This window comes from Marinomonas sp. HM11-D (assembly GCF_057626615.1).
The window spans coordinates 173341-188466 of sequence record NZ_JBMMKT010000002.1 but is presented as its reverse complement, the minus strand read 5'-3'; the positions used below and the strand labels follow the sequence as shown (position 1 = coordinate 188466).

11 protein-coding genes and 4 tRNA genes are annotated in these 15126 nt (G+C 47.8%); 6 read left to right on the top strand and 9 right to left on the bottom strand.

From position 1 onward, the window contains the following. Window positions 1–253: 253 nt before the first annotated feature. The 4 genes from ACOSVP_RS03295 to ACOSVP_RS03280 form a co-directional block, all read right to left on the bottom strand. The gene (locus ACOSVP_RS03295; protein ID WP_487346061.1) at window positions 254–1609 is read right to left on the bottom strand and encodes an NAD(P)/FAD-dependent oxidoreductase; all 1356 of its coding nucleotides are present in this window, start codon (window positions 1607–1609) and stop codon (window positions 254–256) included. Window positions 1610–1704: 95 nt separating this feature from the next. After that, entirely contained in the window at window positions 1705–3207 is a 1503-nt protein-coding gene (locus ACOSVP_RS03290; protein ID WP_487346060.1) for an aldehyde dehydrogenase, read from the bottom strand. A 48-nt stretch (window positions 3208–3255) separates the two neighbouring features. After that, the gene (locus ACOSVP_RS03285; protein ID WP_487346059.1) at window positions 3256–4158 is read right to left on the bottom strand and encodes a dihydrodipicolinate synthase family protein; all 903 of its coding nucleotides are present in this window, start codon (window positions 4156–4158) and stop codon (window positions 3256–3258) included. A 191-nt stretch (window positions 4159–4349) separates the two neighbouring features. Then, the gene (locus ACOSVP_RS03280; RefSeq protein WP_487346058.1) at window positions 4350–5318 is read right to left on the bottom strand and encodes a LysR substrate-binding domain-containing protein; all 969 of its coding nucleotides are present in this window, start codon (window positions 5316–5318) and stop codon (window positions 4350–4352) included. A 362-nt stretch (window positions 5319–5680) separates the two neighbouring features. Between ACOSVP_RS03280 and ACOSVP_RS03275 the strand changes: the two genes are divergently transcribed. Continuing rightward, complete coding sequence (locus tag ACOSVP_RS03275) at window positions 5681–6241, top strand: sugar O-acetyltransferase (protein ID WP_487346057.1); 561 nt, start codon at window positions 5681–5683, stop codon at window positions 6239–6241. A 61-nt stretch (window positions 6242–6302) separates the two neighbouring features. On the opposite strand, the gene ACOSVP_RS03270 is transcribed toward ACOSVP_RS03275, so the two are convergent. Then, on the bottom strand, window positions 6303–8489 hold the full coding sequence (locus ACOSVP_RS03270) for an OsmC domain/YcaO domain-containing protein (protein ID WP_487346056.1): 2187 nt from the start codon (window positions 8487–8489) through the stop codon (window positions 6303–6305). Here ACOSVP_RS03270 and ACOSVP_RS03265 point away from each other — a divergent pair. Continuing rightward, on the top strand, window positions 8461–9738 hold the full coding sequence (locus ACOSVP_RS03265; RefSeq protein WP_487346055.1) for a putative bifunctional diguanylate cyclase/phosphodiesterase: 1278 nt from the start codon (window positions 8461–8463) through the stop codon (window positions 9736–9738). The genes ACOSVP_RS03270 and ACOSVP_RS03265 overlap by 29 nt on opposite strands. A gap of 151 nt (window positions 9739–9889) precedes the next feature. On the opposite strand, the gene ACOSVP_RS03260 is transcribed toward ACOSVP_RS03265, so the two are convergent. From ACOSVP_RS03260 to ACOSVP_RS03245, 4 genes are all read right to left on the bottom strand, one after another. Beyond that, a tRNA-Val gene (locus ACOSVP_RS03260) sits at window positions 9890–9965 on the bottom strand. Window positions 9966–10004: 39 nt separating this feature from the next. Beyond that, window positions 10005–10081, bottom strand: a tRNA-Asp gene (locus tag ACOSVP_RS03255). A gap of 34 nt (window positions 10082–10115) precedes the next feature. After that, window positions 10116–10191, bottom strand: a tRNA-Val gene (locus ACOSVP_RS03250). Between the two features lie 59 nt (window positions 10192–10250). Then, a tRNA-Asp gene (locus tag ACOSVP_RS03245) sits at window positions 10251–10327 on the bottom strand. 316 nt (window positions 10328–10643) lie between these two features. Between ACOSVP_RS03245 and ACOSVP_RS03240 the strand changes: the two genes are divergently transcribed. The 4 genes from ACOSVP_RS03240 (at window position 10644) to ACOSVP_RS03225 (ending at window position 15116) form a co-directional block, all read left to right on the top strand. Continuing rightward, window positions 10644–12089 carry an aldehyde dehydrogenase gene (locus ACOSVP_RS03240; protein ID WP_487346054.1) on the top strand — a complete coding sequence of 482 codons (1446 nt, stop codon included), beginning with the start codon at window positions 10644–10646 and terminating at the stop codon, window positions 12087–12089. Window positions 12090–12309: 220 nt separating this feature from the next. Beyond that, window positions 12310–13308 (top strand): ABC transporter substrate-binding protein, encoded by a 999-nt coding sequence (locus tag ACOSVP_RS03235; protein ID WP_487346053.1) that lies wholly within the window; start codon window positions 12310–12312, stop codon window positions 13306–13308. 3 nt (window positions 13309–13311) lie between these two features. Beyond that, the gene (locus tag ACOSVP_RS03230; protein ID WP_487346052.1) at window positions 13312–14364 is read left to right on the top strand and encodes a FecCD family ABC transporter permease; all 1053 of its coding nucleotides are present in this window, start codon (window positions 13312–13314) and stop codon (window positions 14362–14364) included. Continuing rightward, window positions 14361–15116, top strand: coding sequence for an ABC transporter ATP-binding protein (locus ACOSVP_RS03225; RefSeq protein ID WP_487346051.1), 756 nt, complete (start codon window positions 14361–14363; stop codon window positions 15114–15116). Before ACOSVP_RS03230 ends, ACOSVP_RS03225 begins: the two co-directional genes overlap by 4 nt. Window positions 15117–15126 lie beyond the last annotated feature (10 nt).

Genomic DNA, 15126 nt, shown 5'->3' with positions numbered 1-15126 from the left:
GACTTACAGAATATGTTTTGGGCTCCTGAAGCGTCCAATAATATATTTAGCCATCAAACCATAACCTGAAGTCATGGATCTTTTGATCAATAACTGAACGAAAAAAGCCACCGTCTTTTTCAAGACGGTGGCTTAAAGACTTGAACTTAAGGATAGTTCAAGTGGGAGGAAAGTCAGTGCCGAGGAGTAAGGTCAGCACATCAGACTGTGGCTCTAGCTCATGTACAATTCATAGAAATATCAGACAAACTCTTTAGAGTTCAATACCTGACAACCACTCTTTCCACCTTAAGGTGGCGTTTGCGCCCACGGAGAGGAAAGGCTCAGGCGGCAAACGCTTCGGTTCTTGATAAATCAAAAATTCTTTTAGTCGCTCCGAGCTGCCAAGGATCGCTTGTTCAACGGCCATCATCCCAGATAGCATGCCCTTCACTGTACCTAGGCCATTTTGGCAACAGGCAGACCACACCCTATTCTCAATTTCACCGAAGGCAGGCACCGAGTTATAGGTCAGGCATAAACGCCCGCCCCAGCGGTATTCCATCTCCACGCCACTCAGCATAGGAAAACGCCTCGCAAAGGATCGATCCTGCAATCTTGCCGCGTCTTTAAGATTCCCTTCTGAGGCTTCTAGATTCTGATTGAGCGTCGCATGGTTACGGACAATAATCCGGTGTCCTGAGCCGTTATGATCAGATATCTTTCTGATCGTGCTACCCATCGGATCCGCCGGCAATACGCCCCAGTTATCCATTCCCCCCAATGCCTTGAGTTCATGGGCTTTCAGCGCTCGAGTCATGGAAGAATAGGTAAAAATATGCAGCAAAGACTGTTTGAAGAAACCAAATGACTGTATATGCCCGTTGACCGCCATAATGACGTTCTTCGCTTTGATGGTGCCATTCTTACATATTAAGGTATGCACACTGTCCCCGAGGTTCATTTCAAGCACAGGTGAGCACTCATAAATTTGTACACCTTCACTTGCAATGCCTTTATAGGCCGAGTGAATAAAGCCTGCCGGCTGTATCATGGCGGTTTTTTCAGTGCGCAGCCCTTTGGTATAAAACTCAATACCCAATAACTCTTTCAGATCGGCTTCATCCAGTAGCTCAAAAGGCTCATTTAATGCGCTTAAGTGCTTAGCATAGGTTTCAATGCTCTTATATCCGCGATTGGTTGCCGAAGCCGTTATTTTGCCAGATCGACTGAATAACGCTTTATCCATACCGTATTGCTGGGCAATGCTCTCAGCTAAGTTAATGGCTTCACGGTTTAAACGAATTTGCCTCAAGTCTTGGTCTTTTGATCCAGCGTAGGTATCAGAATTCAATTCATGAGGAAGATCGAGCATAAAACCACTGTTTCGACCGGCCGGGCCTTGGGCAATGCCTCGCGCCTCAACCACGGCAATTTTTTCATTCGATCCAGTTAATTGCAGCAAGCGTTTCGCTGCCCCTAAGCCAGCGAAGCCACCACCAACGATGACCCAATCCACTTCAATATCTGAATCCAATGCTGGGAAAGAAGATTTATCGCGGTAGATTTCATTCCAACCGCTCAGGCCAGGATCTTTAGGAAGACGTTTTGTCTTTATTGTTTTGCCCATAAGGATTACCACATTACAACAAGCCAAAAGCTACACTCGCATGTAGCCGACACTAATCAGGCAACACCTCTCTGGTGCTGCCTGACCGCAATGCATTACTTAGAGTGATCAGTCAGATCCACCCAGATGGTTTTCAGTTCCGTGTACTGATCGTGCGCGTGGATCGAGTTATCACGTCCACCAAATCCCGATAGTTTGTAACCACCGAATGGTGTGGAGATATCCCCTTCACCGAAGCAGTTCACTGTTACCGTACCCGCTTTAATAGTGCGAGCCGCTTTGATCGCACGCTTAGCATTGGCAGTAAACACAGACGCTGCTAGGCCGTACTCGGTGTCGTTTGCCACTTCCATGGCCTCTTCAAAGCTAGAAACCGTAATCACAGACAGGATTGGACCAAAGATTTCTTCTTGCGCCATACGATCACTGTTTTTCACGCCAGCGAAAATCGTTGGCTCAATAAAGCGACCGTCACGGGAGTGACCACCGATCACGACTTGATAACCTGCTTGTTTGCCAAGCTCTAGGTATTCACACACCTTGTTAAAGTGGCCTTGGTCAATCATCGCGCCGAGGTTGTTTTGTGGATCTAGTGGATCACCTAAACGCCAATCTGCTGAGTACTTCTTCACCAGTTCAAGTAGCTTATCTTGGATCGCTTCGTGAACGATCAAGCGTGAGCCTGCTGAGCAGTTTTCCCCCATGTTCCAGAACGCTGCAGCACAAACTTGTTGCGCCACTTGGTCTAGATCTTCCGCATCATCAAGCACCACACAAGGGTTCTTACCACCAAGCTCTAGAACAACTTTTTTAAGGTTGGATTCGGCTGAGTACTGTAGGAAACGACGACCTGTCACCGTTGAGCCAGTGAAGGTCACCATGTCGATGTCCATATGACGACCAATGGCTTCACCCACAGCCACACCACCGCCGGTGATAACGTTTAAAACACCGTTTGGCATGCCTGCTTCCGATGCCAATTCAGCGATACGAATGGCCGTCAGAGAAGTTTGCTTGGCAGGCTTGATAATCATTGAACAACCGGCCGCTAACGCTGGGGCAATTTTCCAAGCCAACATAAGTAACGGGAAGTTCCAAGGTAACACTGCACCGACCACGCCCACAGCTTCACGCACCACCATCGCCATGGCATTAGAACCAACTGGCGCCGTTTGATCGTAAATTTTGTCGATCAGCTCAGCGTGCCAACGGACGGTGTGCACAAATTCAGGGATATCAATCGACTCACAATCACAAATAGGTTTGCCTGAGTCTAAGCTTTCCATCACGGCTAATTCGTGCTGGTTTTGCTCCACAAGGTCACATAACTTCAGTAGCACAGCTTTACGCTCATTTGGGTGAAGATCACTCCACACACCGCTATCAAAGGCACCGCGGGCACAAGACACGGCGTAATCCACATCATCGGATTGGCAAGCGGTAATATTCGCCAACACGTCGCCAGTCGCTGGGTTAATGGAAGTAAAGGTTTCGCCACTCATAGCACGGTAGGCTTCACCATTAATGAAACTAGTTTCTGGTAGTGCTAGGGTTCTAGCGATGACTTTGTATTGCGCAGTCGTTAGTAATTCAGACATGTTCCTTTCCTATGTTGTTATGATTGAAGAGTGAGGTTGAATTCGTAATTACTCAGCAGCAATCGCCGCGATTTCTTTTTTCAGAGAGATAATTACTTGCTCTAATTCACCTTTCTCAGCGTCAGAAAGGCCCATCAAAGGAGAGCGTACGATGCCAGCCTCACGACCATCGAAAGTCACGCCGTGTTTTACGCTTTGAATGAACTTGCCACCTTGCTCTAACACACTCATTAGAGGCATAAGCGCTGCCATGATTTTGCGCCCTTTGTTAAAGTCGTTCTCAATCACACAAGCTTGGTACAGAGCAATGTGTTCTTTTGGTAGGAAGTTGGAACCCGCGCACACCCAACCTTTCGCGCCCCAAGCAAAGAACTCTAGTGCTTGGTCGTCCATACCACAGGTCACTTGAATGTGTGGAAACTCATTGATCAGTATGTGTAAGCGGTTGATGTCGCCAGAGCTTTCTTTGATACCGCAGATGTTTTTCGCACCTTTCACTAATTCAAAGAACTCGGCTTCCATGTTCACACCCATACGATCTGGGTAGTTGTAAAGCATCACAGGAAGGCCCGCGACGCGGTCGATTTCTAGGGCAAGGGTTGCCAATTCTTGTTGTGTTGGCAGAGAGTAAGGTGGTGTTGCCAATAGAATGCAGCTTGCACCCGCTGCTTTCGCTCGCTCTGCTAACCACAAAGAATCTTGTGGATTTACTGAGCCCGTACCAAAGATGATGGTTAGCTCTTCGCCCACCGCTTGGCGTACTGTGGATAGGATTTCTAGACGTTCTTCAAGTGTTTCAACGTAGTACTCACCCGTTGTACCGCCAATCATCAGACCGTGTACACCAGCCTCTTTTAGATACTTAACGTGCTGGGAAAGTGACTCAAAGTTGATCGAGCCATCGTCAAAGAAAGGGGTAATAACGGGGGTGTAGATCCCTTCAAATTTCATATCGTTCGCCTTATATCAAATACGTTTACCTATGGGTGAGCACTGTCACCTAACCTAAACTGATATTACCGAGCGTCATGAAACTGCCACAATCAACCATTTTTCCAAGCTAATGATGAGATTAGGTTATGGATAAATCCAATGGAGCGAGTCTGTGAGACATAAAAAAAGCGGCTTAATCGCCGCTTTTCCTAAAATAATATGGGGAGGTTGTCGTGGATATCTTTTAAGAACCAAGCCCTAAAAGCTTGCAAAGCTTCATTACTTTCATTGCGTTCTGAGTAGGACAAGTAATGCTTCTTCTCCCGATAGACGATCTCTTTACCACCGACTTGGACTAGCGCCCCCTGCTCGATTAACGGCGCCACCAAATGGTGCCAACCTAAACAGACCCCATGACTGGAAACGGCAAGTTGAATCAGCATGTTGTAGTCATTGGTTTTAAAATAGTGCACGTTACCTATGACTTCCGGCCCTAACCCCAAGCTGTTCAACCACACATCCCAATCCACATGTTCTGCCACTTGGGAACGACCGTAGGGGGTTAAATTCAGCAGTGTCACAGTGTCCATATTTTTAAAGTGATCTAATTCAGGGTGCTCCTCTAAATAAAACGGAGAGCACACTGGGTAAACCAAATCGTGAAACAAGGGCTCAGAATGATAGCCTTCGCGGGGATCACTCAGCTTACTGATGAAGATATCAGGGTGAACACCCGGTTCGGTATTAAGCATACTGCTGGTTGAAATCACATTGATATCAATATCAGGATATTGCTCAACGAAGTCAGGCAAACGGTTGGTGAGCCAAAATGAAGAAAACGCTGGGGTACAGCAGATACTCAATTCTTTTTTCTTTTTCGCAGTGCTGTGTATACGTTGTGCCGCTTGGGCAATGTTCACAAATGATAAATAGGCCGCGTCATAAAAAATCTGCCCTGCTTCTGTGAGCTCAACGGCACGTCCCGTTCGTTTAAATAGAGGTACCTCTAAAGCAACTTCTAGTTCACGAATCTGTCGGCTGATCGCCGCTTGCGTGACACATAACGATTCTGCCGCGCGGGTAAAATTTAGATACTTCGCCGCCGCAACGAACGACTTCACGGCTCGCAGCGAAGGCATTTTTAACAGTATTTGATCGGGCTCTACGGGCTTTGCCATGCGTTATTCTTCTCTTAATTCTTCACTTCATTTTAGTCACATCAACAACATCGGAGCAATTTTCAGTCCGCACCACATTGTTAATGTCTTTGCTAGAAAATGGCAGCAGCTATTATCCAGCCCCTTAATTTCGTCACAAATAACTTTTATTGCCCACAAACGATAACCTCGCGTTATTAATAAACACTTATAAATCAATCACTAAAAGAAAACTTGCAAAGCCCTTCTCACTCCTCAACACTGCTCAAGCAAATGTGAGCTAGTAGGCTCTGCAAAAGAGTATAAAGATGCAACACCAGATTCTTCACAGAAGAATATTGCATACTTTTTGTTCTTGGAAACGTTAACTAAGGTAGGGATTTGTGAACGAATTTCAAAAAATGATTGCTGGAGAGTCCTATCAGCCAAACGACGATGAGCTGCTTTCACTTAGATCACGCGCAAAAGCAATACTCCACCAATTAAATAGCTCAATCTGTGACGATGCGAAGAAGCCACTTATTAAAAGCCTGTTTGGGCATACTGGTGAAAATATCTCGCTCCAAGCAAATTTCTACTGCGATTACGGCAGTAATATTTACGTAGGTGAGAATTTTTTTGCCAACTACAACTGCGTGATTCTCGATTGCGCGCCAATTCACTTTGGTGACGACTGCATGCTAGGCCCTCAAGTAGGCATTTATACGGCCACTCATCCCATTGATCCCGATGAAAGAGCCAGCGGCATTGAATCCGCAAAGCCAATACACATTGGTGATCGATGCTGGATTGGGGGCAACGCGACCATTAACCCTGGCGTTACATTGGGCAACAACGTGGTGGTGGCCTCTGGCAGCGTGGTAACCAAAAGCTTTGGTGATAATGTGGTGATTGCGGGAAATCCCGCCAAGATCATTCGTGAAATTGAAGTGACCGAAAAGTAAGGTTAAACCCTTAAAGAACAATGCAGAGCTAAATGATAGCTCTGCATTTTTAGCAACCGTTTTAAAGACCGGCTTTCTTCGCGCGGTGAGCGTGAAGCTTTTTGTAGCTGTCGATCAGTTTCAAATGACGATCTAGGCCTTCTAGCTTCATGCTGGTCGGCGTTAAGCCATAGAACTTCACTGTGCCATCTACTGAGCCGACTACGTTTTCCATCACTTCTTTGCCGAACATGCGTGATAGGTTTGGTAGGAAGTCTTCCAGCTCTAGCTCATCATCCAAGGTAATCTCAAGGACAGCACTGATGGCTTGGTAGAACAAACCACGTTCCACGGTATTGTTGTTGTAGCTTAAGAATTCCTGCACCTGGTCTTTGGCTTCTTCGTGCATTTGCAGCGCTAGGAACAATAAAAGTTTCAGCTCACCCACATCCAACTGCCCCCATGGGGTGTTTTCATCGAACTCCACACCGATCAAGGTACGAATATCGTTGTAGTTATCCAGCTCGCTTTCTTCTAAGCGTTCTAGTAAAGCTTCAAGGGCTTCATCGTCAAGCTTGTGGATGTTGAGAATGTCTTCACGGAACAACAAAGCTTTGTTGGTGTTGTCCCAAATCAGGTCGTCCGCTGGGTACACTTCTGAGTAATCCGGTACTAGGATGCGACAGGCGTTGGCACCTAGATCATCAAACACCGCCACATAGACTTCTTTGCCCATGTCTTCGAGGATGCCCATTAGGCCGTCGCGCTCTTCCTCATTGGTACCGGAGAAATCCCACTCGCAGAATTCATAGTCTGCTTTGGCGCTAAAGAATTTCCACGAAATCACACCGGTTGAGTCGATAAAGTGCTCTACGAAGTTATTCGGCTCTTGTACCGCAAAGGAGTTAAACGTCGGCAGTGGCACATCGTTTAGACCTTCGAAGCTACGACCTTGCAGCAGCTCAGTTAAGCTTCGCTCCAGCGCTACTTCAAAGCTTGGATGCGCACCAAACGAGGCAAACACACCACCTGTACGTGGGTTCATCAGCGTCACGTTCATCACAGGGAATTGACCTCCCAAAGAGGCGTCTTTCACTACGACAGGGAAGCCGTTTTCTTCTAGGCTTTGAATGCCTGCCAAGATACTTGGGTATTTTTCCAATACGGACATGGGCACATCTGGCAACACGATTTCTTGCTCGATGATTTGCTTCTTCACCGCCCGTTCGAAAATCTCAGACAAACACTGCACCATGGCTTCTGGTAGCGTGTTACCGGCACTCATACCGTTACTTAGGAATAAGTTTTCGATCAGGTTCGATGGGAAGTAAACCGTTTCTTGGTCTGACTGACGCACGTAAGGAATCGCACAAATGCCACGTTCGATATTGCCTGAGTTGGTATCAATTAGGTGGGAACCTTGCAACTCTTGCTCTGGATCGAAGATGTCGAGACAGTAATCGTCTAGTAGACCTTCTGGCAGTGAATCGTCCTCGGTCAGTGGGAACCATTTTTCCGTTGGGTAATGCACGAACTCGGCGTTCGCCAACTCTTCGCCAAAGAATTGATCGTTATAGAAGAAGTTACAGCTGGCACGTTCGATAAACTCACCTAAAGCAGAGCACAGAGCACTTTCTTTAGAGGCACCTTTACCGTTGGTGAAACACATATGGGATGCAGCATCACGCAGATGAAGAGACCAAACGCCTGGCACAATGTTACGCCAAGACGCCACCTCGATTCTCATACCCAAATCCGCTAACAAGCCAGACATATTGGCAATGGTGTCTTCTAACGGTAGGTCTTTACCTAGGATAGTCGTTTTCTCTGTGCTGTCGGACTGCGCCATCGCCATCAGCGACGTACCCGCATCTAAGTCCTCAACATCTTCAATCTTAAATTCTGGGCCTTCTTGGACAACCTTCTTCACCGTACAACGATCAATCGAGCGTAGAATGCCCTGACGGTCTTTGTCGCTGATGTACTCAGGTAGCTCTACTTGGATTTGGAAAATCTGGTTGTAGCGGTTTTCCGGATCAACGATGTTGTTTTGCGATAAGCGAATATCCTCGGTTGGGATATCACGTGCTTTACAGTACACCTTAACGAAGTACGCCGCACACAGTGCAGAAGACGCTAGGAAGTAATCAAATGGGCTTGGCGCAGAGCCATCACCTTTGTAGCGGATAGGTTGATCGGCAACGACGGTGAAGTCGTCAAACTTGGCTTCTAGGCGAAGGTTGTCTAAAAAATTTACTTTGATTTCCATGATGGGATTCCAGCGTCAGTGTGGCGCGAAGTCTAGCATCATTCGCGGCGTTGTTCGCCTGATTCACTGTGTAAAGCTGGGGTATTTTTGTCGTCGTAGAAGTATCAAAACCTTAGATGTGAACGACAGTTATGGGCATAGCGCAGGCGATTTCGTATTAACCACTGTTGCCGAGCGTCTAAATGGCGTCCTCCGCCAACTTAGTGATCAGCTTGAGTACTTTCTTTGTCGTACCGGTGGCGATGAGTTTGCGATTTTGTTAGAGCAAATGAGCGAAGCTCAAATCACTAAGGCTAGCCTGCTGCTACAGCAAGCAATCCAACCCGTGATGACGCTACCGCAAGGAAGCGAAATATACATTTCTGCCACACTAGGTGTCAGCATCCAATATCAGGGTGAAAGCCGAGACCTATTGCAAGAAGCGGATGCGGCGCTGTATTCCGCTAAACATCAAAGACGTGGCTCCGTTGGATTTTATGAAGAACGTTTAACCGCGATCAGCCAACGTAAATTACTGGTCAGTGCTCGCCTAAAACAAGCACTAGAGAATCATCAACTAAACGTGCTCTATCAACCACAATATTCGGGGCGGGAGCAGCGCCTAGTGGGCGTTGAAGCCCTAGTGCGCTGGCATGACAGTGAGCTGGGCAACGTTTCGCCGGTAGAGTTTATTCCTATCGCAGAGGAAATGGGCATGATCGAAGCTTTGGGCGAATGGATCCTATTCCAAGCTTGCCAGCAAGGCCAACTGTGGTCTGAATCGTCCTCTCATCCCATAAAAGTATCGGTCAATGTGTCTGCGCATCAACTGCGCTTTGGACGCTTTATTGAAACCGTCAATGAAGTTCTCAAAAACACCCGATTCCCACCCTCTTTATTGCAATTGGAGCTCACCGAATCGTCCTTTATTGAGCGAGAGCAAGAAGTCATACCGCAACTCAACGCACTAAAGGCCCTCGGCATCTCATTAGCCATTGATGACTTCGGTACAGGCTACTCATCATTATCCTACGTGGCATTGATGCCTTGGGACACGCTAAAAATCGATCGTAGCTTTATCGATAAATTACCAGACGACGAAATTCAACAGAAAATGGCTGCCACCATCATTCAATTGGCTAAAAATATGTCGCTGCAGGTGGTAGTAGAAGGCGTAGAGACTAAGGCACAACTGGATTATTTAACCAAGTTAGGCTGTGATGTTATTCAGGGATTCTATTTCTCTAAGGCCATCTCCGCGATAAGGTAAACGATCAGAACACGCCTAAGCTATCAGAATGATAATTCGTGTATGACATCTAAAGACGAAGATGAATGATGTAACAGTTAGAAACTGTCATAAAAGAAATAATACAGAAGATGTGAAAATACAGATAAATATGAGGTATATAAAAGAAAATTGGTGGGTGTGGAGAGGTTCGAACTCCCGACATTCGCCTTGTAAGGGCGACGCTCTCCCAACTGAGCTACACACCCATCCTGAGATCTTGAACTTACTTTAAGGGCTAAAGTAAGTGGCGGAATGGACGGGACTCGAACCCGCGACCCCCTGCGTGACAGGCAGGTATTCTAACCAACTGAACTACCACTCCATTGTCATAAGTTGTTTTTCCACTGCTTATAAAGTGGTGGGCGTGGAGAGGTTCGAACTCCCGACATTCGCCTTGTAAGGGCGACGCTCTCCCAACTGAGCTACACGCCCGCTCATTGTTTTACATCTTGGGAAAGATGGTTCTTTACCAACTTACTTTAGAAAGTAAGTGGCGGAATGGACGGGACTCGAACCCGCGACCCCCTGCGTGACAGGCAGGTATTCTAACCAACTGAACTACCACTCCTAACCTCAACACAAACAATCATCTGCGTCAGAAGATGGAGGGTATTATAGGGAAACTTTTCTTGAACACAACCACTTTATTAAAAATAATTCTTTAATTAACAGCAGGTTAAAAAGCAGACAACCACAAGACTAAAGTACTAACCCTTTTATACCTTGTTGGACGTTATGCTTTGTCTTAGCAAACTATCAATTTTGAATGTCCGTCCATAAAAAATCATTTCAAAAGAAACAGTATTGCACCCATATTGAAACATCACGTTATAAGCGATACCCCCAAGCGTTATTAAAATAAAAACCGTAACAAGGAGAACGAAATGACAGTCATGCTACATATTGGTGGTCAGGATAAAGCCGCCAGCCATGGCAAAACCTTTGATCGCATCGATCCTGTGACAAGTGACGTGGCGTCAAGCGCAGCAGCCACCTCCGTTAGCGATGCTTTGGAAGCGGTACAAGCAGCTCACAATGCTTTTGCTACTTGGAGCACATCCACTCCCGCTGAACGCCGTAGTTTGTTAAACAAGGCGGCGGATATTATGGAAGCGAAAAGCGAGCAGTTTACTGCGGCCATGATCACAGAAACCGGCGCTACTACTATGTGGGCAGGGTTTAACGTGTTTTTGGCTGCGGGCCATATCCGCGAAGCCGCCGCGTTAACCACTCAGATTAACGGCGAAGTGATTCCCTCTAACAAACCAGGCACCCTCGCCATGTCGGTCCACAAGCCGAAAGGCGTTTGTCTGGCTATGGCACCATGGAATGCACCAGTGATTTTGGGTGCTCGCGCGATCGCTGCGCCACTGGCTTGTGGCAACACTGTCATTTTAAAAAGCTCCGAGTTCTGCCCGCTGACGCACCGTTTGATTATTGATTGCTTTATCGAAGCAGGTTTTCCTGATGGCGTCGTGAACGTTCTTTCTAACGCCCCAGAAGACGCGGCAGAAGTTGTTAAATCCCTAATTGAAGCCCCACAAGTACGCCACGTGAACTTCACTGGCTCTAGTCCGGTGGGTCGAATCATTGGTCGTTTAGCGGGTGAAAACTTAAAGCCAGCCCTATTAGAACTTGGCGGCAAAGCGCCCATGTTGGTGTTATCCGATGCAGACATAGACGGTGCTGTGAACGCTGCCATCTTTGGTGCCTTTATGAACCAAGGCCAAATCTGTATGTCGACCGAGCGTTTGATTGTCGATCAAAGTATCGCCGATGTCTTTGTTGAGAAGCTTGCCGCCAGAGCAGCAGCCTTACCATGGGGTAATCCTCGTGATCAGGTGGTGCTCGGCTCTTTAGTTAATCCGAATGTCTCGGTCAAAATGCATGAACTGATTGAGGATGCGGCCAGTAAAGGCGCCAAAGTGGTCTGTGGTGGTGAGTCCGACGGTGCCATGTTCGCGGCTACCCTACTGGATAACGTGACCTCAGATATGCGCATTTTCTCTGAAGAAAGCTTTGGTCCAGTGAAATCGATTATTCGTGTGAATGGGGATGCCGAAGCCATTGCTGTGGCAAACCAGTCTGAATACGGCTTGTCAGCGGCCGTGTTTTCACAGGACATTAACCGTGCCCTCGCCTGCGCCAATGCCATTAACAGCGGTATTTGCCATATTAACGGCCCAACCGTGGGTGATGAACCGCATATGCCATTTGGCGGTGTGGGGGATTCTGGTTACGGACGCTTCGGTGGTAAGGCCGCTATTGCGGAATTCACCGATCTGCGCTGGATCACCATCGAAGATCCTAATCAGCACTATCCGTTTTAATCAATACAGTTGTAGTCATCTGCTTGGGTGCCAACTAAGTGGATGACTTGTTCAATCAAAGCCCCTCTTCGTAACCACTCTGCTTATGCGTTAGCATGCAGGGTGGTTACTTTCTAAACAATTGAGTCGTGCCGTAGGTCACATGAATTATTTACACCTTACTTCACGCAGGAATCCCTCTAAAATACCCTCACTTAATAAATCTGGTTATGGAGTTCCAATGAAAGCCCTGTTTTCTGCTGCGTTACTCGGCACTGCACTGTTCAGCCCCCCAAGCCTTGCGGCAACAGATTACCCGCTGACGATTGAAAACTGTGGTTGGGAGCAAACGTTCAAACAGGCGCCAAGTAAGGTCGTCACCATTGGTCAAGCGGCGACTGAGATTCTGTATAGCTTAGATTTGGCTGATAAGGTTTCTGCAACGTCCGTTTGGTTTAACGAGGTATTGCCAGCCTACCAAGCACAAAATAATGCCATCCCGCGCCTAGCGGACAATGACCCAAGCTTTGAGTCCGTACTAGCCAAACGCCCCGATTTTGTAGCGGTGCAATACGAATGGCATGTGGGTGAACAAGGCATAGTGGCGACCCGTGCGCAATTTCATGATGTGGGCGTGCCTACCTACATTCTACCCATGGACTGTGACCAGAAAGACAATTCGATTGGTTTGGATGGCACCCGTTTAGATCAGTTTTCTACCGCGGCACTGTATAAAAGCATCGACCAACTGTCGGCTATTTTTAATGTCCCGGAACGCGGTCAGCAAGTCATCGCCTCACTTAAATCTCGTGAACAAGAGGCCATGCAACGCGCTCAAGCGGCCCAAACTCAGCCGCGCAGTGCGGTTTTTTGGTATTCCAGCGCCAACATTGCGATAGACCCCTATGTGGCTGGTCAAAAAGGCCCAGCAGGGTATTTAATGAAAACCTTGGGCATTGAAAACGTGGTTCAGTCCGATGAAGAATGGCCCAGCGTTGGCTGGGAAACCATTGCCAAGGCCAATCCTGACATTATTGTCATTGCTAAGATGGATCGCCGCCGCTTCCCAGCCGACGACTATCTTAAAAAAATTGAGTTTTTAAAGTCTGATCCCGTCACCAAGCAAATGGATGCGGTGAAACATGACCGAATTGTGGTGTTGGATGCGCTGGAAATGGATGCCACCATCCGCTTAATTGATGGCTTAGAAACGCTAACCCAAGCCTTAGAAGACTTATAAGAGATGCCGTTTCGAACCTTGCCAGGGCTGCTACTGCGACATCCTATCAGCTTGGTCTTACTAAGCTTGGTGTTATTGATACTCGCCATCACATCGGGCATTGCCATTGGTGAAACCAATATTCCGTTTAGCACTGTGCTCCAAGCGCTAGCAAATGGCACCTTAGCGGGAAAGTATCCCGTGCATCCTATCGACCAGGGTGTGATCTGGAATTACCGACTGACACGGACTCTGGTCGCAGCCTGTTGCGGTGCCGCTCTGGCGGTCACGGGACTGGTTTTGCAGTCCCTGCTGCGTAATGCCTTGGCGGACCCTTATCTACTTGGTATTTCTGCGGGCGCGTCCACTGGCGCTGTGACCATTACCATTGCTGGTATCGGCGCAGGGGTATTGAGCATGTCCTTTGGCGCGCTGATTGGCGCCATGCTGGCATTTGCCTTTGTCATGTTATTAGCGGCGCTGGCATCAGGCCGCAGAATGAATCATATTTCCACGCAAATCATTCTTGCCGGCATCGCTGGCTCGCAACTGTTCAATGCCCTGACCGCCTTTATCATTGCTAAATCGGCTAACGCTGAGCAGGCGCGAGGCATTATGTTTTGGCTATTAGGCAACCTGTCTGGTGCCAGATGGCAAGAAGTCAGTATTGCAGTGCCAGTGCTGATTGCAGGCTTATTAATCGTCATTTGGCATGCCCGCTCTTTAGATGCCTTTATCTTTGGTTCCGATGCGGCTGCCTCCATCGGCATCTCAGTGCGTCGAGTACAGCTAGTGCTCATCCTCGCTACCGCCATGATGACCGCCGTGATGGTGTCCATGGTCGGAGCGATTGGCTTTGTCGGCTTAGTCATTCCCCATGCGGCACGCTTTTTATTTGGCAGTTCACACCTCGTGCTAATTCCTGCCTGTGCCGTGATTGGCGCCATCTTTTTGATTATCTGTGACATTGGCTCTCGCACTGTGGTGCCAGGACAGGTGCTCCCGATAGGCGTGGTCACTGCCTTGATTGGTGCGCCCTGCTTTGCTTTAGTCCTTATAAGAGGGCAACGCAAATGAACCTCGTCGTATCCAATTTGGCCTATCAGCAAGGCAAGAAGTCTTTATTACAGGATATTTCCCTTAGCATACATCAAGGGGAACGAGTGGCCTTAATTGGCCCCAATGGTTCAGGCAAATCCACCTTACTGCGGCTGATCTGCGGCTTAAACCAGCCATCTGCAGGACAAATATTACTAGAGGGTCAGTCTGTTCAGCGTTATCCAAGGCGTTTATTGGCTCAGCACCTATCCTTTGTGCAACAAAAGGCCAATACCGAAGAGCAGATCAAAGCAGAAGACGCCGTCGCACTGGGCAGGATTCCTTGGCTCAGAGCCTTTGAGCGCTGGAGCAAAAGCCATCAGCGTTATGTGGATCAAGCCCTACAGCAGGTAAATATGAGCCATAAACGCAACCAATCTTGGCACACGCTTTCTGGCGGTGAACAACAGCGCTTACACATTGCCCGAGCCCTAGCACAAGACACGCCTTTTATTGTCATGGACGAGCCTACCAATCATCTAGATATCAAGCAGCAACTGGGCGTATTAAGTTTGATTGAACACATTCAACGCACCATGCTCGTCGCGGTTCATGACCTAAACCATGCCCTGCGCTTTGACCGCATCATCGCACTCAAGGAAGGTCGCATCGTGGCACAAGGGACGCCTGATAGCTTAATCAGCGAAGACTTTATTGCTCAGGTATTCGATGTACAATCACGAATCATACGCTCGCCTGAACATCCAACACACATCCAGCTGCTCACCTAATCATCGGTCA

Bases quoted from the DNA above. Each gene is read 5' to 3' on its own strand.
- ACOSVP_RS03225 (WP_487346051.1), top strand. From the start codon at position 14,361: ATGAACCTCGTCGTATCCAATTTGGCCTATCAGCAAGGCAAGAAGTCT.
- ACOSVP_RS03230 (WP_487346052.1), top strand. From the start codon at position 13,312: ATGCCGTTTCGAACCTTGCCAGGGCTGCTACTGCGACATCCTATCAGC.
- ACOSVP_RS03270 (WP_487346056.1), bottom strand. From the start codon at position 8,489: ATGGAAATCAAAGTAAATTTTTTAGACAACCTTCGCCTAGAAGCCAAG.
- ACOSVP_RS03280 (WP_487346058.1), bottom strand. From the start codon at position 5,318: ATGGCAAAGCCCGTAGAGCCCGATCAAATACTGTTAAAAATGCCTTCG.
- ACOSVP_RS03290 (WP_487346060.1), bottom strand. From the start codon at position 3,207: ATGTCTGAATTACTAACGACTGCGCAATACAAAGTCATCGCTAGAACC.
- ACOSVP_RS03285 (WP_487346059.1), bottom strand. From the start codon at position 4,158: ATGAAATTTGAAGGGATCTACACCCCCGTTATTACCCCTTTCTTTGAC.
- ACOSVP_RS03295 (WP_487346061.1), bottom strand. From the start codon at position 1,609: ATGGGCAAAACAATAAAGACAAAACGTCTTCCTAAAGATCCTGGCCTG.
- ACOSVP_RS03240 (WP_487346054.1), top strand. From the start codon at position 10,644: ATGACAGTCATGCTACATATTGGTGGTCAGGATAAAGCCGCCAGCCAT.
- ACOSVP_RS03235 (WP_487346053.1), top strand. From the start codon at position 12,310: ATGAAAGCCCTGTTTTCTGCTGCGTTACTCGGCACTGCACTGTTCAGC.